Genomic DNA, 17,763 nt, shown 5'->3' on the forward strand with positions numbered 1-17,763 from the left:
CCGGGTCCTCCGCTGCGCTTCGGACTGCCCGGGTTCCGCTGCGCTCCACCCGGGCTGGGGCCCGCAAGCGGGCCTTTGGAGGCTCCCGCGCTTCGCGCGGGAGGTGACCCCGTTTCACGGGGTTCAGGCCTTCGGCCTGTTGGGTGTCCGCTTCGCTCCCACCCCCGGTCTTCCGGCTTCGCCTCCAGCCCGAAGGCCCGCAAGCGGGCCTGGCTGGCAGCGGCGAGGGGGCGGTCTCGCTCGGCTGACGGATCGGTGAGGTTCCGCGCGAGAAGCGGCCTGGGATCCGGGTCCTGTCCACATAGCTGCCGCCCCGGTAGACTGCATCATGGTTCGGTTGGCTGTGTAGGATCCCGAGAAGACCTAGCATCCCCATCAGGTCACCAGCCTGTCCAGCACCCGGCGGTCGAGACAGGGCGTAGCACGTCCGCCGCCCAGCCGGGGCTGTAGCGGATGAGGACGTTCGGTTGCTGTCAGCCGAGAGTACCGAGCGGCCTGGAGCTGCGAGAGGTCACGGGACCGGGTCTGCTTCAGTATTGGCCCGAGCCCGCCGCCCGCCTCGCGGGCGGCATGACTCCTCACTGCGCCCACGCACCAAGGCCACGCCGCCCGGTGTCCGGGCGGGTTGGCACCGGGCCTGCCCCGGTCCGCCGTCCGGGCCGGGCGCGAACATAGCGGGGGTTCCGCGGCCGCGAAACCCCGCGACGAGCCAAGCAGACGCGGGCAGGCGACCAGAGACCCCAGGGCGCCGCTAGCTGTATTGCTCACGAGCGCCCCACTCGCCGCGTCGATGCCATCCTTCAGACACCATGCGGCGGACTGCCGGCTGCGGCTCGGGGCGTTGCGCAACCGTAACTACTGTCAGTGATTTTCTGGCCTAGTCTGTGCCGGTGATCCACACGGCCATCGACCCCACTTCCCATGCCTACGCTCTCGGCCACGCATCCGGCACCATCCTCATCACACTGGCTGCCGTCGCGTTGCTCTGGCGGCTGACGCGTACCTACCGGCGAGCCACCGCGTCGCAGGCGCCGCTGCCGGCGGCGCAGCTTCCCGCCCTGCGGCAGCGTCGGCGGGTCCGCGTACTGGTCGCGGCCGCCCTGATCACCGCGGGCGGCACGGCCAAGGCCGTGGCCGACTACGATCCGGCATCCCGGAAGGCCGGAACCGCAGCCGAGGCCGGGACCGGGACAACGGCGGAAGTACCGGCGCGCACCATCGCGGCGCCGGCGCAGGTGGGGCGCTACCGGTTGCTGACCGGCGAGCAGGCCGCCCCGTACGAGGCGCAGATGGCCGGGTCGCCCGTCAAGGGCGACTACTGGGTCTTCGACGCCGACGGAGATGCAACTCCGGACGGCGTGCTGTCCATTCTGAGCGTGGAGAAGAGCCCGAAACTCACCGCGGAGAAGAAGCGCGACTCGACCGCTCAGCAGTTCCGCAACTTGTTCGCCGGCGCCAAAGCCAGTGACGTCGAATGGTTCCCCGCAGGCCCCCTGGGAGGAGGCCTCGGGTGCGGACACACCGACACTCCCGCACCCGGAACCATCGTCTGCGGGTGGATCGACGACTACACCACGGGCACCTTCCTGGCCGCCGACGCCACCGACCTCAAGGAGATGGCTGAGGTCACGCTCGCCCTGCGCAACGCATCCGACCAGCGCTCCTGAAACCCCACCGGCCAGTCGCAGGCCAGTGGGGCCGGGGCACCCGGCGCAGGCAGGCTGCAGCGCTGCTCGGGTCTGCGCCGCGGCCAGACCTATCGAATGCGCAGAGTCGGGGCTGGCCGCTCCGACTGCCTGGGCCTGGCGCGGGTGGTTAGCACCGTCACGGTGGCCGGGTCGCCCGGGCCGTGGTCCGCCTCCAGCTGCGCCTCCAGGCGGTGCGCGAGGACGACGGCTGTCGGCAGGTCCCCGGCGGTGTGCACGGCCCGTACGGCGGCGGGGAGATCCGACATCGGCGGGCCGATGCGGGGTTTGGGCGTCGGGATCGTGAGCAGGCGAGTCGTCACGACCAACCCGGTACTACACGAGGAGGTCCCCATGTCGGGCGACGAGAAGACCAAGGCCCACGTCGAGCAGGCCAAGGGCAAGGTCAAGGAGGCCATGGGCCGCATGGCTGGCAACGAGCGGATGACCGCCGACGGACACGCCGACCAGGCCAAGGGCAACGTCCGCCAGGCCAAGGAAGACGTCAAGGACACCTTCCGCCGCCACTGAACCACACCCGTGCCGCGGCCCTGACCCGCGGCAACCCACTGGGCCCCGACCACCCCCCTAGGTCGGGGCCCAGCCACACTCCCAACCAGACACCAGGCCCCGACAGGTGCTTTGCCCCCCTGATCGCCCCCAGCCGTTCGAAGACCTCCTCGGACGGGACCACGAGCTTCGTCAAGACGCGTCCGGCACCCGCACCGAACGCCGCCCCGGCCCCGCCCCGCCTGTCCCGCAGACCCGCAGGCGGGCTAGTCTTGATCAAATGACTCGCAGTCACATCCCCTTCACCGCAGCCCTGCTGGCCTGCCTTGCCCTCTCCGCCTGCTCGACGGACAAGGCAGGGGAGGCCGGGGCGCCGGCCTCGCGCGCCGGAGACGGGAAGCCGTCGGCCGCGCCGGCGGCGCCGGAACCGTTCAAGGACGACTCCGACGTACCACTGACCGAACAGCTCCGCATGAGCGACTTCACCCTGGCGGTCCCCGACGCGGGGGACATCGTGGCCGGCTACTACCCGGGCAGCCTGCACAAGAGCATGACGGGCGAGGCCGACGACTGCGCTCCCCCGAACGGTGCCGCCTCCCCCGGCTGGCAGCGGTCGGTCAGGGGAGACTACGACTACCGGGGGTCGACCGTCTCGCGCGAGATCGACCTGCACGTCTGCCAGTTCGACACCGTCGCGCACGCGAAGGCGGCGTACGCCCTGCTGCCGGACCGGGACGAGACGGCGCCGCCCGCCGAGGCGCCCACGCCGGTCGGCGAGGAGTCCCTCTTCCTCAGGCACACCGGATCGAGCGGCACGGTCTACGGCTACACCAGGTCCGGCACCGTCGTCGCCCGGGTACGGGTCGAGGACGCCTCCGGCGACGCCACCGATGCCCGTCACGTCCTCGCCGCCACGATCAAGCGCCTCCAGCAGGTCCAGGTGGGCCGGCCCCCGACGGCGACGGCAGTCGAGATCGCCGATCTCGACCGGGCCCGGCGGCAGTGACGGGCCAGGGGCGCGTCAGCGACCCGGACGCGGCGGGGCGGGGCCCCACTCGCCATGCCCCCGTCCACCTGCGCCGACCTGCGGTTCGAGTGATGTGGTTCGTGGGCGTTCCGCCTTCGTAGGGAGTGAACTGGAACCCCTTGTTCCCACGGGCGTGGATGACGAGGCCCTTGGGGATCACGTCGGTCGGATCGTCAGTGGAGTAGATCGGCGTGACGGTGTACTCGATGGTTTCTCCACGGCTGTCGACGGCTGCCCGGATCTGGTCCTCGATCTTTCGCATGACCGGCGAGTTGGCGAATCGGTGCATGGTCACGAAGTTCCGGGGGTCCTTGTTCGAGCCGCCGATCTGAGCTCCGAGCAGGTGGGTCTTGTTGAGCTTCTTGTACTTCTCGTAGCCGGGGACCTTGACGGAGGGGTTGGTCCTACCGCCCGTCATTCCCGGCTCGATGCGTGCGCGCATGGTGGTGGCGCGGCCGCCCGGACCGGGGTCACCGTAGCGGACTCGGCCGTTCCAGGTGACGTCGTTCTCGTCACACGGAGTCAGCCCCAGCGGGTCGCTGTAGCTGAGCGGGTTGTCGACATAGGTGCGAGGGTTCGGAGCCGGGTCGAGTCCCAGTGGGTCGAGCGACAGGTACCGGCCGGTCCTGGGGTCGTAGTGGCGGAAGTAGTTGTGGTGGAGCCCGGTCTCCGGGTCGTAGTACTGGCCCGGGAAGCGCAGTGGTGTGTACGCCGTGGCGTCGCGGTTCCAGGTCGTGGCGCCCCAGACCGAGGCGCGGGTGTACCAGGCGATTCGTCCCGCCTCGTCGACGAGTTCGGTGGGGGTGCCGATCTGGTCGGTGACGATGGCGAAGAATCGTTGGTCCACCACACTCTGTGGCAGGTCCGCGAGGTGTTTGGTTTCCGTCTGGGAGAGCGGTGTGGCTCCGTCATGGTCCCAGGTGAGGGTGACCGCAACCGCCGTCCCGGTTTCCGTGGTGGTCTGTTCGGTGAGGGTGGAGCCGTCCCAGGTGAAGACGGTCTCCTCCATGACCGTCTCGCCGTCCTGGCCGAGGCGCTGCTTGGCGACGCGCCGGCCGAGCGGGTCGTACAGGTACCGCCACCGGGTGCCGTCCGGGGTGGTGACGGCAGTGAGGTGATCCTCGGCGTCCCAGGCGTAGCGCCAGTTGTCGGGCTTGCGGGACAGCCGGGTCCGCTGACGGAGTACGGCCCGCCCCTGGGCGTCGTACTCGTAGCGTGTATCTCCGGCCTGGGTGAGGAGGGTGCCTTCGTAAGCCCGCTCTCCGCGGCTGCGCGGGTCGGTGTGCCGGTCCGGCCACGCGGCGTGGGTCTGGTTACCGGCCAGGTCGTAGGCGTACGACTCCTGCCAGTTGTCGGCCGTGACGCGGGTGACCCGGCCTACGGCGTCGAGGTCGTAGGTCCGGCGGCCGGTCCGGCTGTCGGTGATGGCGGTGGGGATGCCGTCCGCCCGGTAGGCGTATCCGCGCTGCACGACGGTGCCGGGCGTCCCGGGAGTGGTGAGGACCTGGCGGCTGAGGAGGCCTGCCGGGTCCCATGTGTGGTGCAGGGTGAAGGCGTGGTGGAGGCGGCGCGCGGTTTCGCGGCCCATCGCGTTGTGCTCGAAGGTGAACGTCCGGCCGGCGGTGTTCAGCCCCGTGCGCCGGCCTGTGACCGCGTCGTACTGGTAGGTGGTGACGGTCCCGGCCGGGGTGATGCGTTTCGTGCGCCGGCCGGTTGCGTCGCACTCGGTGGTGAGGGTGCGGCCGTCAACGGTTTCGCTGACGAGGCGTCCCACCGCGTCATAACCCATGCGCAGTGTCGCGTCCGGGCCGACGGCGTGAACGAGGCGTCCGCAGGGGTCGTTGGTGTAGTGGACGACACCGGCGTCTGACTCCTTCTCGACGAGGTTTCCGACGCTGTCGTACCGGTAGTGGACTGCCTGCCCGGCGGCATTGACGCGGCTGGTGAGCTGGCCGGCCCCGTCGTAGGCGTAGGTGACCGCTCGGCCGTCGAAGTCGCTTTCCGAGGTCAGCCGACCCGCGCCGTCGTACTCGTACGTCCACGTCAGGCCTTGGGGGTTCACGGCTCGGATGAGACGCAGCTCGGTGTCGTGGTGGTAGGCGTACCGCGCACCGTCGGGGGCGACGCGGAGGGTGGGCAGGTCGAAGGGGCCGTACTCGAAGCGGGTGGTTTGGCCGAGGCCGTCGGTGTAGGTGGTGCAGTTGCCCTCGCCGTCGTAAGTCCACCGCTCCGTGGTACCGACGGGGTTGGTACGGGAGGTCAGCAGGCCTTCGACGGACCACGTCAGGTGGGTGGTGCCGCCGAGAGGGTTGGTCACCCGGGTAAGGCGGCCCAACGCGTCGTACGCGTGCGATGTCACCGCGCCTGACGCGTCGGTGACGGTCAGGGGAAGGCCCGCATCGTTACGAGTGATTGTGACCGTGAGCCCGTTGGCGTCCGTGACGGACGTGACGGCGCCGTGCCCGTCGTAGGTGTAGCGGGTGGTGGCACCCGCAGGGTCGGTCAGCTCGATCCGGTTGCCGTGGTCGTCATAAGTGTGGCGCCACGTCGCCCCGTCCGGCTCGGTGACCGATGCGGGCAGGCCCTGCTCGCCGTAGGTCACCGTGGTGCGCCGGCCGTCGGCTCGGGTCAGCTCGGTGGGACGTCCGGCAGCGTCGTGCGTGAAGTAGGAGGTGTGGCCCAGCGCGTCGGTGACGGAGACGAGCCGGTCATGTGGGTCGTACTCCGTGTGGGTGGTGTGACCGGTGGGGTCCGTGACGGCGACGACCTGGAGTCGCTGGTTCAGCTGGAAGGTGGTGGTGGCACCGGTCGAGTCCGTGTACCGGGTGACGCGGGATTCGGTGTCGTACGAGAAGGCCGAGGACATGAACCCGGCGGGTCCGACGGTCCGCACCACGCGCCCGGCGTCGTCGTAGACGTAAGTGAAGGTGGAGGACCTACTGTCGGTCCAGGAGGTGATGCGGCCGTCCGCGTCGTAGGTGAAGGACAGCGGGAGCCCTGAGGAGTTCGTGACCGAGGTGAGGTCCCCCGTGTCACCGTAGGCGTATGACCGGGCTGTCACCGGGCCCTGGGGTGTGGCCAGAGCCAGACTCTCGACCCGTCCGTTCCGGGTGTCGACGACCACCCGGTAGCCGCCGTCGTGCTGCACGGTGACGGGCGCTCCGTCGCCGCGCCGGGTGATGGAGATGCCGTTTCCGTGGCGGTCCTGGATGTCGGTCAGCCAGTACGCGGTGGAGGTGTTGTATGGGCTGCCGGAGAAGAGCCGGGCGGTGGCGCTGTCCGGGTCGGTGATGCGGAAGGTCGTCGTCGCTCCGGCTTCTCCGTCGTGGGTCAGGGCGAGCTGGGGCCCTTCGAGCGGGAGTACGGGTTCCCCGCCCGGTTGCGGAGTTCGTGGGTACACCAGGAGGGAGCCGTCCTCGCGCGCCCAGATCATCCCTGCACCGAGGGGATCGGCCTCGAGCCGCTCGTCCAGGGTCGAGGCCCAGCTCCGGCCGAACCACTGTCCGTAGCGGTATTCGGACAAGATGGGTCCGGGTCAGCACGAGGGGGAGCGTTCCGGGGAGGGAGACGTCCGTCTGGGGCAGGGTCATCTCGCCCGTGGCGACGTCGACGGGGTCTCCCTCGCAAGTCTTGCCGTTGAGAGGGATGGATTTGCGACGCGGATCCGTGGTGGCACCGCGCAATGAGTTCGGCCGGGTGCGGGCGCTGTCACTGCCGCGCGTACCGCGACGGTCCCTACTGTCCCGTCCCTCGTTTCCGCGGGGGCCCGAGGAGTCACCGCCCGTGCCGCCGACGTCCTTGTGTAGACGGGCGAACCTGTCGCGCAGCGCGTCGTCGGTCTTCTTGTGGTCGACGGATATCTGCTTGACGGCCTTCGGCAGGGTCTTGCCCACATGGTCACCGATGGCCTTCGTCGCCTTCTCCAAGGCACCAATGGCCTTGTCCGCCACGGGATCGAGGGCCTGCGCTATCGAATCCCGGCCGCGCGTGCGCCCGTGGGCGGACTTCGCCTTGCCGAGCTTCCCCGCCGTCTTGCCGTGGATGTTGCCGCTTACGCCGTGAAGCCGCCCGCCTGCGCCGCGATGCTCGGCGTGGTCGATGAACAGATCGGTCAGCCCGCTGCCTGCGCTCCCGGCCCCGGCAGAGGCGGAGGCCAGGTGCATGGCCTCCTTGCCGGACTGAACGCCCTCGCTGAATCCCTCCCTGCCGGCGTCCCTTGCCTGTTCGACGTCGATCTCATCCTGGAGGCCGATCGCCATCGCGCCGAGCTGCACCACCAGGTCGGCGGTGATTCCCTCCAGGGCGGCGACAGCAGGCTCTGTCATCGCGGCGACTACGTAGCCGACGGCCTCCTCCACGCACTCCTTGATCAGGCGCTTGACGGCTTCCTGGGTCACCCGCATCGCACCCGCGCCCAGCAGGGCTGACAGGCCACCGGTCAGCGGGATGGCGGCGATCGCGATACCGGCCTCGGCCGCGAGATAACCGAGTTGGACGATTGCGGCGAGCTTCATTGCCTCGATGGCCCCTGCTGCAGAGTCCATTGCTCCGGCGATGACCCGCGCGGCGTCCGCGATGTCCTTGAAATGTCTGTCCTTGACCTTGGCCCAGTGCTTGTCCAAGGCCTGAATCGATTCGCCGTCACTGGCGGAGATCACGCGCTGGAGGTGGTTGTTCGCCAGCTGCCCGTCGTCTGCCAGGTCTTCGGCGAACTCCCGGAGTGCGTCAGCCATGTCCCGGTAGGCGTCCTCGTCGACGTTCGGCCACGCCACGCCGATGACATCCAGGAGGGTATCTGCCCAGTCCGGAACCGTTACTGCCATGCTTTCGCAAACCCCCGAACAAACACACCATCAGAACAGGCAACTTCTATCATCTGATGAACGTTTTACGTGCATGCGATAGCGCATCCGGCCACCTCCGCATCCGCCTGAAGGACCGAGCCATGGGAAGCCCCCTCGACGGCGGCATTGCTATGCAGGCGTGGGAGAGCAGCAGGCAGTCGGCTCACCGACCGATCCGGAGGCCGGGTCCGCACGCGTGGGCGCGGCAGCAAGACCGTCATGGCCGAGCCGACTGGTTTTGTCCACGGGAACGGGCTCTGGCACAAATTCAGTTGATGCGGCAACGTTGAGTGAGCGGATCACCTCGCGGTTGACCAATCCCGTACTGGATCCTCGTGAATACCGGGGCCCGGAGACGGTGCTGCGCCGCCCTGAACTACACGGACGGACGTGGATGGATTGCGCATAGATTGGCCTGGACAGAGCCACGCCCCGGCACATGGGCGCTCCCGTGGGCACCGGAGGACGCCGTGATCACAGCGCAGCACTGGATCGACACCCTCGGGCTGGAAGCCCACATCGAAGGCGGATACTTCCGGCGGACCTTCCAGGCAGACCACCGTCCGCGCATCCGGACACCCGCTGGTGAGCGCTACACGCTGACCTCCATCCACTACCTGCTCACGCACTGGTCACCCGTGGGTCACTGGCACGTGAACCGGTCCGACGTCCTGCACTTCCACCACCACGGCGAACCGATCACCTACCACCTGCTCCACCCCGACGGCCGCTACAGCAGCGCCGTCCTCGGGCAGGACATCGGCCGGGGAGAGCTCCTCAGCCTGGCCGTGCCCGGAGGGGTCTGGAAGGCCTCCCATCTCGTCGACGGTGACCACGCCCTCATCAGTGAAGCCGTGGCGCCCGGATTCGACTACGCCGATATGACCCTCGGCCGCCCGGACGAGCTCATGACCCGCTTCCCCGACCACGCCGACCTCGTCCAGCGCTACTGCCGACCCGGCCACCCTTAGCGCGACCGTGAAGCCGGTGGTGTGGGCGCCGTCATCATCCGGCGCGCCGTCGGGTGAGCCGGTCGGGGCGGTCTCCACGAGCTGGCGTATGCGGGGTCGTCGGCCGGAGGACAGGTGTCATGGTCCGGCCGTCGTGGCGCGGGTCGGTGGGGGACGTACGTCACACCGCGGCCCTGTCAGGTTCCGCGGAGCTGTCCGGTCAGAGGTGTGTACCCGTCACCAACGGCACAGGAGCACACCATGGACGCCCGTCTGAACCTCTTCGCCAGCCCGGTCGCCGGCAAGTTCCTCAAGCAGCTCATCGCGGCCGGCACCCACCTGAAGGACACCGGACTGCCCCTGTCGACGCAGGAACTGGTGAAGATCCGTGCCAGCCAGATCAACGGCTGTGGTTTCTGCCTCGACATGCACACCAAGGAGGCCGCCGCCGCCGGTGAAAGCCCGACGCGCCTGAACCTGGTGGCGGCCTGGCGGGAGGCCACGGTCTTCACCGAGGCCGAGCGCGCGGCGTTGGAGCTCGCCGAGCAGGGCACCCGCATCGCGGACGCGGCCGGCGGGGTGCCGGACGAGGTCTGGGCGAAGGCGGCCGAGCACTACGACGAGGAGCAGCTCGCCGCCCTGATGTCGCTGATCGCCCTGATCAACGCGTTCAACCGGGTCAACGTCATGGTGCAGTTGCCCGCCGGCGACTACCAGGTCGGCCAGTTCGCCTGACGGACGGAACCGGTCCAGCGCCTCCTCAGCCGGGTCCCGTGCGCAGGGCGCGCATCGGGTGGGTGGGGTGACGCGGTTCCGGGCGGGGCGGCCCTCGCCGCCCCGCGCGGTGCCGAGGTCAGGCCCGGATGCGGTCTGGTTTGACCGGTGACGATGCGACAGCCGCTCAGGCCGGGTTCGGTGATGGCGCAGTTGGCCAGTCGGGGTGGTCACCACGGCGGAGCCCGGCGTGGGGCCGTCATGGGTGGCAGGCCGACTCGCCGGTCCGCTACTTGCCAGGAGCCCGGTATTGGATGTGCCCGGCTCTGCGCAGGGCGTCGAGTGTTTCGTCGATGCTCAGGAGAACGGTCGTCTCAAAAGAGCTGAGAGCGCCGCCGCCACTGATCGCCAGCGCCACCGAGGCCATGGACACGTTGTCCGGAGCTTCCCAGAGATTGTAGCCGTCGTGTGTGCCGAAGGCGTACCAGAAGCCGTGGAGCTTTCCACCGGCGGACTCGATGTAGGACTGAGCGGCCTTTGCACGGTCCTCGGGGTGACCGATCAGCCTCGCCCACGTCTCCGGCGTGTAACTGAACCTTGACAGATAAAGCGGCATCGCGTCTCTCCCTCGTTTGAGGCATGGGTGCCCGCACCCGGTGGGAGAAGGACCGGATGGCTCACACTTCCCCCGATCAGCCGGGGACGATGACCGCCACGGCCCATAAACGACGTGTTGCATGGGGTGCTCCAGGTCACTTCAGGGTCCGTCCGGCTCCTGCGGCGACCGAGCGGCCCGGAGAGCGATGTGTCGGCAGGCCAGGCTTCTGTCGGGGTGAACGGATCGGCGATGGCCGCCCCCGCCCTGTGCCCGGCTGCGACGGGCGCTGACGCCGGTGGCGGCACGTACTGGGCGCCGCGAGGGTCTCCAGCCAGACCCTCGCCTCATGCGCCCGGAGCTTTCGTCTAGACGAACTTGTAGGTGCCGGCGGTGGCGCGAATCGAGCCGACGCTGGAGCAGTAGGCGTAGGACCAGCCGCCGTTGCTGGTGGTGACGCCGTAGACGGTCTTGCCGTTCTGGCACTTCACGTAGTCGAGGTAGGCGCGGGAAGTACCGGTGCAGGAGACCCTGTACGTGGACTGGTCGCTCCATTCCTGGCAGCTGGGGGCGGCGCTGGCGCTGCCGCCGGTGAAGACGACGGCGGAGGCGGCGAGGGTGGCGGCGGCGAAAGCGCCGGCGGGAGTTCCACCATGACTGGCCGTCTTGTCCGGGGCCGCAAGGAGATAGGCACTGATCGCGTCCCCGCCCTGGTCGAGCTGGCTGGCCCCGTGAGCGGAGGAGTCAGGAGCCCAGTAGCGCTTGGGCGATGGTTTCCGCTTGGGCTGTTGTGACCGCCCCGTCCTCGATCTCCCAGAGGCAGTTCTGCAGGACGCGGCCGAGTGCCCATCCGGTGGCCCGTTCCCGGTCTAGACCGACATTCGCGCACAACCATCCCCGAGTATCTGCGGCCTGCAGAATTAAGTCCAATCGGTTCACCTGCCTTGAGGTCAAATGCAATTGCGCCTGAATCTCTCTGGGGAAGAGATCTGTGAATCGACCTCGCCGGAAGTTCTTTATGGCCAGTTGTCTTGCCGCGACTCACCACCGTAGGTGGTCATACCACTGAATGGATGAAGCGGCCGTGCCAGTTCGCGACGTCGCGATCTGCCAGAGATAGAGTGCTCGACTGATTGATCAACATGCTGTCGTCGAGCAAGGAGTGTTCTCTTGAGGAAGATTAGTCGGATCTTCGCAAGTCTGACAGCCGCGATGGCCATGGCGGCAGCGGGCTCCGGACAGGCCCATGCCGACGACAACCTGCTCGGGCTGCTGTCGCCACTGCTGTGTGGAGTTCAGAACAATGTGAACGGCGACAACAACCAGTTCAACCAGGCAACTTCCTGCCACCAGACCGCGACGACAACAACTCCGCCCGCGAATAACGGCATCCCGGGGTATGAAGTGGTGTCGGAACCGTTCGCAGTTTTCAACAATGGCATTGTTGCGACTGACGTTGACTGCCCCACCGGCAAGCACGTTATCGGGGGAGGAGCCTCTGCGGACGACTCTGGGATTCACGACATCCACGTGCTCGAGTCCGGCCCCACCCCGGATCAAACGGCTTGGAGAGTCACAGTCCAGGCCCTTGACGGAGCACCTACCACTAACGGGCACTTCTACGCGATCTGCGCAACAACCAGTTAAACATCGTCTCATTTGGCGGATTGGGTGCATCCAACTGACGGCCCCGCCGCCCTGAGGGCGGCGGGGCCGTCAAGGCAAGTAGCGGCAGCAGTCAGCCGGCCTTGGCCGACTCCTCGGCGCGAGCCCGGGTGCTGGCGAGGCGGTAGGAGTCGGTTCCGGTCTCGATGATCGTGCCGTTGAAGTGAGACGGTCGACGATGGCCGCGCAGAGACGGGGGTCGGTGAACGTCTTGGTCCAGCCGCCGAACGACTCGTTCGAGGCGATGGCCACGCTGTTCTTCTCCTCGCGTTCGGTCAGGGCCTGGAAGAGGAGTTCAGCGCCGCGGCGGTCGAGCTCCATGTAGCCGAGCTCGTCGATGCACAAAAGATCAACACGGCCGTAGCGGGCGATCGTCTTGGAGAGCTGCTTCTCCTCGGCGGCCTCAACGAGCTCGTTGACCAGCTTGGTGGCCAGCACGTACTTGACCCGGTAGCCGGCCATCGGAGGGGAGCTGGGCGGTGGCGCGGCTGGCTGCGGGTGTGGCGGTGGCGGGCGGGGTGGCGACGGCGGCTTCGGGTGCGGGCGCGGCTACGGGGGTGGCGATCACGGCGGCGATGGCGAGGACGGCGGCGGCGCGCAGGGTCCACTTCAGCATGAGGATGCTCCGGTCTCGACGGGTGAGGGCATGTGCCACGCAAGCGTCGCTGCGGCCCCGGTGCCCGGGCATCGTCCGTAGGTAGGGGTCGCCTCCCCCGCCCGGGGGAGGTGGCCGGCCGCGCGTACCCGCTGTCACGGCTTCACGCCCGGTGCGCGGTCGCCGGGGGAACTGGCGGGGTGGCGTCCGCGTCGGGCAGGGTTCGCGGTGATGAGCGATGAGTGCGAGATGAGATACGCCCACCCCGACTGCGTCGAGGGGCTGCTGCAGCGGGGGCGTGGTCTGGGCGCGGTGCGCGCGCTCCGGGACCCGCAGGGTTCCGCTGTGTTCGTGTACGACGGGATCCGCCGTGACTGGCGGTGGGACGGCACCGACGACCGGTCGTTGTACCTGGCGCGGCTGGTGCGGGACCTGGAGCTGTCTCCGGCGCCGGTCGTGGACCAGCTGGCGGGGGACGAGGAGTCCTGCTTGCGGGCCTGTGAGGTGTTGGAGCTGCTGGCTCTTGCCGGATCGGACGAGGCCCGGGAGGGGCTTCGGGCGTATGTCCGGACGGGTGGGCATTGGGTTGTGGTGTTGGAGTCGGTGTCAGCCTGCTGGCCGGTGGAGTGGTGGGAGGACCTCGGTGATGTGGCACGTGCTCGGATGGGAGGAGAAGCGGAGCTTCCGTGGTTCGCCGAGCCGTGGACGCGGTTCGGGATCGAGGTACGGAGCCGGCCGTCGGTGGCGCGGCCGTCGCTGTCCGGGCTCAGGACCGCGGACCTCCTCACCCTGCTCGCCGACGCCCGTGGGGAAGCCGCCGAGAAGGTCGATGCACTGCGTGCGCTGAACCGGCGGGAGCCCTCCGAGGGACTGGTCCCGCTGGTGCCCTCGCTGGGCACCCGGGACGGCCGCCGAGCTCTGCCCCTGCTCAGGCGGGCCGTTGAGCGCCTCGGCGCCGCCGCCGTGCCGGCGGCGCGCGGCTGGGCGCAGGATGAGCGGGCGTGGCTGGCTCGGCTGGGTGCCGAGATCCTGGCCGACCACCCTGGCCCCGAGGCGTTGCCGGGACTCGTGGAGGAACTCGCGGAGCAATGGGCGGCTCGGGCCTGGTGCGGCCCCGACCGGACGGCCCGGCGTCTGGCCCGGTTCGGTCCCGGCGCCGCCGGCGCAGTGCCCTGCCTGCGGCGCTTCTGGCTGAGCACCCCGCACTCGTATGAGCGGACCGCGTACCTGGAGGCACTCGCCGCGATCGACGGGGACGGCCTGGAGTACGTGTACACCGAGTCCCTGTGGGACTGCGAGGAGACGGCGCGGCTGCTGGGGATCGCCTCTGCACCCGCGACCCCGGAGACCCTGGCGCGGATCGCCCTTCTGCGCGATGACCCTATGGAGACGCCCGAGGTACGTGCCGCGGCCGGAGCACGGCTGGTGACCCTGTCCGGTCCGCGTCGGACCTGACGCTGTTCGGACGTGGTGCTGTCGACCTCGTACTGTGGTTCGTCTTTTGGTGATCGTCCTCTGGCCTCGCGCGGGTGGGTGTCGGATTCTGGGGTCGGCGGAGGGGAGGCGGAGGTGGTGGGTAGGGGAATGCGGCTGCTCGTCGGTGTCGGTGTGGTGGTGGGGTGCGTGTTGTTCGTGGGCTCCAGTGCACCGCGGGGTGAGCTGTTCGACGGGTCCGGCTCGGTCGTGGCCGGGCGGGTCATGACGTGGAACATCTGCAACCCGTGTGACGTGGGCAACGGCGAGCGGGCGGCGGAGATCGCCGCGCACGCGCCCGAGGTGGTCGGGCTGCAGGAGGCGTGCGTGCGTGATGTCGAGGAGATCCGGCAGCGTCTGCGGGCGGCGTACGGGCTGGTCTACCACGTCGAGTACGGGACGGTGCTGCGGAACTGGAACCGGTGCGGTGGGTTGCCGTGGCGTCCCGGGGCCTACGGCCAGGCGGTGCTCTCGGCGGCACCGATGACGGGCGTCGTCGTGGAGGAGTACCCCGATGGCGGGTCCGAGGACCGGGGGTACATGGCGGTCACGACCGTGGTGGGTGGCCGGCCCGTACGTGTCTTCAACACGCACCTCGCCGAACGGCGTCAGGAGGCGGTGCGGGCGCAGCAGGCCGGCGTGCTCGGTGCAGCCGTCGCCCGGCACGACCGTGTGATCGTTCTCGGTGATCTCAACGCGCGGCCGACCGCCTCCGAGCTCGACGTCCTCCTGGGGCCGCACGCCGGTGGGCGGTGTGGGGCCGGGGCGTGCGAGCCGACCACCGACTGGGAGACCAAGTTCGACTACGTCCTGCTGCGGGGCGTCGTCCCGCTGGGGCAGCGTGTGGTTCCGACGGCCTACTCGGACCACCACCTGCTGTACGCCGATGTCGATGCCGGGTGATGGCTGTTCAGTTCTTGCGGGTCAGCGGTTGTCCGGCGAAGGTCACCGCTGCCAGGCCGTGGGCCGCGAGGTTGCGGATGTTGCCGTGGTCGGTGCCGTCCGGGGTCGCCAGCACGTTGCGGTAGTGCTCGCCGAAGGCCAGCAGTGCTTCCTGGTCGCTGAGTCCTTCCAGCAGGGCCAGTCCCAGGGTCTTGCAGGAACCCTCGTTCTCGCCGGCGGCGTTCTCGAGTTCCCCGTTGCGGAAGGCCTGGGGCCGGTACTCGTAGTGCTCGGCGACGAAGGCGAGGGTGTCGGCGAACTCGTGCTCACCTGAGGCGAGGCTTGCTCGCAGCGAGTCCAGGTCGGTCATGGTGGTTCTCCTGGGTGGACGGACGGGCTGATCGACCGGACGACGGTACTCGCTGCGGGGACGGCGGGTGGGGGACGGCCACATGTTGGAACGGGGGGCTCGGCTCCGTGTCGTGTGGTCCGCCTGGGGCTCAGAGGGGGGTGGTGGCGATCAGGTGGTCCACGACGTCGGTGAGGCGGGCGCGGGGGTGGTGGGCCGCGCGTTGGGCGTCGGCGCGGCTGCCGTGGGCGCGGAGGCGGGACCAGAGGGTGTCGACGAGGTCGGTGTCGCCGTGGTGGTGGAGGGCGGGTCGCAGGTGGGTCAGGAGCCGGTCGATCTGGGTGGTGGCGGGGACGAGCCGGCCGGTGGCGGGGTCGATGCCGTGTCCGGCGAGGCCGTCGCGGGCGGCGCGCCAGCAGGCTGCCCGGAGGAGTTCGGTGGCGGGCCGCGGGGGTGGTTCGCCGGCGGCGATGGCCGCCATGGCGGTCGCGGTCATCGCGCGGACGACGCCGGCGAGCAGGGCGGTGTCGTCGGAGGTGGCGGTGGCGTCGGCGGCGCGGAACTCCAGGGTGGGCTGGTGGTGGGAGGGGCGGATGTCCCAGTACAGGCCGCCGCGGTCCAGGAGGGTGCCGTTGTCGAGGAAGCCGGCGACGAGGTCCTCGAAGTGGGACGGGGAGGCGAAGAAGGGCGGGGGGCCGGCGACGGGCCAGCGGCCCCAGGTGGTGGTGCGCCAGCTGGCGTAGCCGGTGTCCCGGCCCGCCCAGTACGGCGAGTTCGCCGAGAGGGTGATCAGGAGGGGGATCCAGGGGCGCAGGTGGTTGCTGATCCGGAGGGCGGTGGGGAGGTCCGGGACGCCGATGTGGACGTGGCAGGCGCAGGCGAGCTGCTCGTCGTCCAGGGCCCGGAACGTGGCGGCGCTGCGGGCGTAGCGGGGGGCGTCGGTCAGCGGTGGCGGGCCGGGTGGGGCGAGGACGGGGGTGCCGGTGGAGGTGACGCGCAGGCCTTGGCGGGTGGCGGCCCGGGCCAGGGTGCGGCGGGTGGAGCGGATCTGGTCGGCGAGGTCGGCGAGGTGGACGTGGGGGTCGGTGCGGGTCTCGACCTGGTAGCGGGTGAGTTCGGGGCCGATGCGGTCGCCGAGTTCGGGTGCGGCTTCGGTGACCACCTTCTCGGCGTCGGCGCGCAGTTCGCGGGTGAGGGGGTCGACCAGGAGGAACTCCTCCTCGACACCGACGGTGAGCGGGGTGGTCCGCCCTGTGCTCGTCATGGCGGTCATGGTGGCATGCGCGCCGGGTCCGGGGACAGAACGCGGGGCGGGAAGGGTGCCTATAGAGGGGGTTGGGATCGGCGCAGGTCAGGGGGGATGTGGTGTATCGCTGAGGGCTATTCGAGTTGCGGATCGGGACGCGTCTTTCCCCTGGAGGGGAAATGATCGCAGGGGGGTTCCGGGGAGTCGCGGTGGAAGGATTCCCTCCAGGGGGAAGGACAACTACGGTCGCCTACCACGTTCCCCTCCGAGGGAAAGCGTGAGGTGAGGAGTGGTATGGGTGGGGCCAGGCCGGCAGCGAACACCGCGACCGGCGAGTACCTCCAGCTGGAGCTGCTCGACAAGAACGACAAGCCGTTCGCGTGGAGCGGGGGCGGGCGGCACGTCAACGCGAGCAAGCGGCTGGGGGCGGCGCTGTACTCCAGGGACAGCGGGTACACCAAGAACGACAAGCTGGTCTGGGGCTACTACCTGTTCAACTCGCCGCCGGGGGACGAGCCGTTGCGCATGAGCTTCCGGGAGATCGGCGTGGACCTGGAGTTACGTCCGAATGCGGTGAGCAGGTCGGTGGGTAACCTTCACCGCGGGGGCTACCTCCTGGAGGCGGAGAAGGTGGGCCGGGTGAAGTTCTACAAGCTGAATCCCCGGGTCGCCTACGACGGTTCCTCGGGGCAGCAACGGCACGCCACGCAGCACGCACGGCATCCCTCGACCACCCGCCCGCGGGAGAAGGAGGCGTCATGACCTCGCAGATCGCAGATCCGTTCGCCCCGCGTTTCATGGAGGCCGCCGAGCTCAACGATCTCCTCCTGCGGTCGCAGCTCAGGCAGGGCGCGGACGTGAAGGTGCTGATGTACTACGCCACGGCCGTCGCCATGGGCGAGCCCGTGCGCACCACGGCCACGGACATCGGCCGGATGCTGGGTCTGAGCACCACCAGTGCATCGCGCAGCATCGGGCGGCTGACCGAGAACGGGTGGCTGCAGCTCGCTTACACGGCGGTGGGCGTGAAGTTCTACCGGCTCGGTACCAGGGCCACGGGTCTGCCGGCGGTGGCCGAGCCCGGGGACGACGCTCCCCTGGCGACGGTGAGGCATCTCCACGCTTCCTGACGGGAGTGCGGTACATCGTTACCCCCGGGGGGAAATCGCAGGTGGGGTGGCGGGTGCTGGGGTGGGTGCGGTTCCCGTCCGAGGGCACGGGAGGTCGT

The 17,763-nt window shown here is 69.4% G+C and carries 16 protein-coding genes and 2 pseudogenes; 11 read left to right on the plus strand and 7 right to left on the minus strand.

Annotation, left to right across the window (positions count from 1 at the left end):
• Window positions 1-890 precede the first annotated feature (890 nt).
• Window positions 891-1,667 carry a hypothetical protein gene (locus ACFY61_RS31405; RefSeq protein ID WP_389477742.1) on the plus strand — a complete coding sequence of 259 codons (777 nt, stop codon included), beginning with the start codon at window positions 891-893 and terminating at the stop codon, window positions 1,665-1,667.
• An 89-nt stretch (window positions 1,668-1,756) separates the two neighbouring features.
• On the opposite strand, the gene ACFY61_RS31410 is transcribed toward ACFY61_RS31405, so the two are convergent.
• Window positions 1,757-2,008 carry a hypothetical protein gene (locus ACFY61_RS31410; RefSeq protein WP_389477744.1) on the minus strand — a complete coding sequence of 84 codons (252 nt, stop codon included), beginning with the start codon at window positions 2,006-2,008 and terminating at the stop codon, window positions 1,757-1,759.
• Window positions 2,009-2,039: 31 nt separating this feature from the next.
• Between ACFY61_RS31410 and ACFY61_RS31415 the strand changes: the two genes are divergently transcribed.
• Both ACFY61_RS31415 and ACFY61_RS31420 read left to right on the plus strand, forming a co-directional pair.
• Entirely contained in the window at window positions 2,040-2,216 is a 177-nt protein-coding gene (locus tag ACFY61_RS31415; RefSeq protein ID WP_389477746.1) for a CsbD family protein, read from the plus strand.
• A 259-nt stretch (window positions 2,217-2,475) separates the two neighbouring features.
• A complete protein-coding gene (locus ACFY61_RS31420) occupies window positions 2,476-3,201 on the plus strand; it encodes a hypothetical protein (protein WP_389477748.1) in 726 nt (241 codons plus the stop codon).
• An 88-nt stretch (window positions 3,202-3,289) separates the two neighbouring features.
• Here ACFY61_RS31420 and ACFY61_RS31425 read toward each other — a convergent pair.
• Window positions 3,290-8,045, minus strand: a pseudogene (locus ACFY61_RS31425) (DUF6531 domain-containing protein); the annotation flags it as partial.
• Window positions 8,046-8,536: 491 nt separating this feature from the next.
• Here ACFY61_RS31425 and ACFY61_RS31430 point away from each other — a divergent pair.
• Window positions 8,537-9,037, plus strand: coding sequence for a cupin domain-containing protein (locus ACFY61_RS31430; RefSeq protein ID WP_389477750.1), 501 nt, complete (start codon window positions 8,537-8,539; stop codon window positions 9,035-9,037).
• Window positions 9,038-9,277: 240 nt separating this feature from the next.
• Window positions 9,278-9,751 carry a carboxymuconolactone decarboxylase family protein gene (locus ACFY61_RS31435; protein WP_389477753.1) on the plus strand — a complete coding sequence of 158 codons (474 nt, stop codon included), beginning with the start codon at window positions 9,278-9,280 and terminating at the stop codon, window positions 9,749-9,751.
• 268 nt (window positions 9,752-10,019) lie between these two features.
• Here ACFY61_RS31435 and ACFY61_RS31440 read toward each other — a convergent pair whose 3' ends face one another.
• Window positions 10,020-10,346 carry a GYD domain-containing protein gene (locus ACFY61_RS31440; protein ID WP_389477755.1) on the minus strand — a complete coding sequence of 109 codons (327 nt, stop codon included), beginning with the start codon at window positions 10,344-10,346 and terminating at the stop codon, window positions 10,020-10,022.
• Window positions 10,347-10,693: 347 nt separating this feature from the next.
• Window positions 10,694-10,816: a hypothetical protein gene (locus tag ACFY61_RS31445; RefSeq protein ID WP_389477757.1), complete on the minus strand. Its 123-nt coding sequence runs from the start codon at window positions 10,814-10,816 to the stop codon at window positions 10,694-10,696.
• A gap of 28 nt (window positions 10,817-10,844) precedes the next feature.
• Between ACFY61_RS31445 and ACFY61_RS31450 the strand changes: the two genes are divergently transcribed.
• Entirely contained in the window at window positions 10,845-10,982 is a 138-nt protein-coding gene (locus tag ACFY61_RS31450) for a hypothetical protein (RefSeq protein WP_389477759.1), read from the plus strand.
• Between the two features lie 513 nt (window positions 10,983-11,495).
• On the plus strand, window positions 11,496-11,972 hold the full coding sequence (locus tag ACFY61_RS31455) for a hypothetical protein (protein ID WP_389477761.1): 477 nt from the start codon (window positions 11,496-11,498) through the stop codon (window positions 11,970-11,972).
• A 91-nt stretch (window positions 11,973-12,063) separates the two neighbouring features.
• Here the strand turns inward: ACFY61_RS31455 and ACFY61_RS31460 are convergent.
• Window positions 12,064-12,446, minus strand: a pseudogene (locus tag ACFY61_RS31460) (ATP-binding protein); the annotation flags it as partial.
• Window positions 12,447-12,834: 388 nt separating this feature from the next.
• On the opposite strand from ACFY61_RS31460, the gene ACFY61_RS31465 reads away from it, so the two are divergent.
• The gene (locus tag ACFY61_RS31465) at window positions 12,835-14,040 is read left to right on the plus strand and encodes a hypothetical protein (protein WP_389477763.1); all 1,206 of its coding nucleotides are present in this window, start codon (window positions 12,835-12,837) and stop codon (window positions 14,038-14,040) included.
• A 129-nt stretch (window positions 14,041-14,169) separates the two neighbouring features.
• A complete protein-coding gene (locus tag ACFY61_RS31470; RefSeq protein ID WP_389477892.1) occupies window positions 14,170-14,961 on the plus strand; it encodes an endonuclease/exonuclease/phosphatase family protein in 792 nt (263 codons plus the stop codon).
• A gap of 7 nt (window positions 14,962-14,968) precedes the next feature.
• Here ACFY61_RS31470 and ACFY61_RS31475 read toward each other — a convergent pair whose 3' ends face one another.
• Together ACFY61_RS31475 and ACFY61_RS31480 are read right to left on the minus strand one after the other, a co-directional pair.
• Window positions 14,969-15,310, minus strand: a complete 342-nt coding sequence (locus tag ACFY61_RS31475) for a HopJ type III effector protein (protein WP_389477765.1) — start codon at window positions 15,308-15,310, stop codon at window positions 14,969-14,971.
• 130 nt (window positions 15,311-15,440) lie between these two features.
• Complete coding sequence (locus ACFY61_RS31480) at window positions 15,441-16,553, minus strand: glutamate--cysteine ligase (protein ID WP_389477767.1); 1,113 nt, start codon at window positions 16,551-16,553, stop codon at window positions 15,441-15,443.
• A 276-nt stretch (window positions 16,554-16,829) separates the two neighbouring features.
• Between ACFY61_RS31480 and ACFY61_RS31485 the strand changes: the two genes are divergently transcribed.
• Both ACFY61_RS31485 and ACFY61_RS31490 read left to right on the plus strand, forming a co-directional pair.
• Window positions 16,830-17,297, plus strand: coding sequence for a transcriptional regulator (locus ACFY61_RS31485; RefSeq protein WP_389477769.1), 468 nt, complete (start codon window positions 16,830-16,832; stop codon window positions 17,295-17,297).
• Window positions 17,294-17,665 carry a hypothetical protein gene (locus tag ACFY61_RS31490; RefSeq protein ID WP_389477771.1) on the plus strand — a complete coding sequence of 124 codons (372 nt, stop codon included), beginning with the start codon at window positions 17,294-17,296 and terminating at the stop codon, window positions 17,663-17,665. Before ACFY61_RS31485 ends, ACFY61_RS31490 begins: the two co-directional genes overlap by 4 nt.
• Window positions 17,666-17,763: the final 98 nt, after the last annotated feature.

It is taken from the genome of Streptomyces sp. NPDC012888, from assembly GCF_042900645.1.
GTDB lineage: Bacteria > Actinomycetota > Actinomycetes > Streptomycetales > Streptomycetaceae > Streptomyces.

Coding starts and splice junctions, on each gene's coding strand:
- ACFY61_RS31415 (WP_389477746.1), top strand. CDS start 2,040: ATGTCGGGCGACGAGAAGACCAAGGCCCACGTCGAGCAGGCCAAGGGC.
- ACFY61_RS31420 (WP_389477748.1), top strand. CDS start 2,476: ATGACTCGCAGTCACATCCCCTTCACCGCAGCCCTGCTGGCCTGCCTT.
- ACFY61_RS31435 (WP_389477753.1), top strand. CDS start 9,278: ATGGACGCCCGTCTGAACCTCTTCGCCAGCCCGGTCGCCGGCAAGTTC.
- ACFY61_RS31440 (WP_389477755.1), bottom strand. CDS start 10,346: ATGCCGCTTTATCTGTCAAGGTTCAGTTACACGCCGGAGACGTGGGCG.
- ACFY61_RS31465 (WP_389477763.1), top strand. CDS start 12,835: ATGAGATACGCCCACCCCGACTGCGTCGAGGGGCTGCTGCAGCGGGGG.
- ACFY61_RS31470 (WP_389477892.1), top strand. CDS start 14,170: ATGCGGCTGCTCGTCGGTGTCGGTGTGGTGGTGGGGTGCGTGTTGTTC.
- ACFY61_RS31475 (WP_389477765.1), bottom strand. CDS start 15,310: ATGACCGACCTGGACTCGCTGCGAGCAAGCCTCGCCTCAGGTGAGCAC.
- ACFY61_RS31480 (WP_389477767.1), bottom strand. CDS start 16,553: ATGACGAGCACAGGGCGGACCACCCCGCTCACCGTCGGTGTCGAGGAG.
- ACFY61_RS31485 (WP_389477769.1), top strand. CDS start 16,830: ATGGGTGGGGCCAGGCCGGCAGCGAACACCGCGACCGGCGAGTACCTC.
- ACFY61_RS31490 (WP_389477771.1), top strand. CDS start 17,294: ATGACCTCGCAGATCGCAGATCCGTTCGCCCCGCGTTTCATGGAGGCC.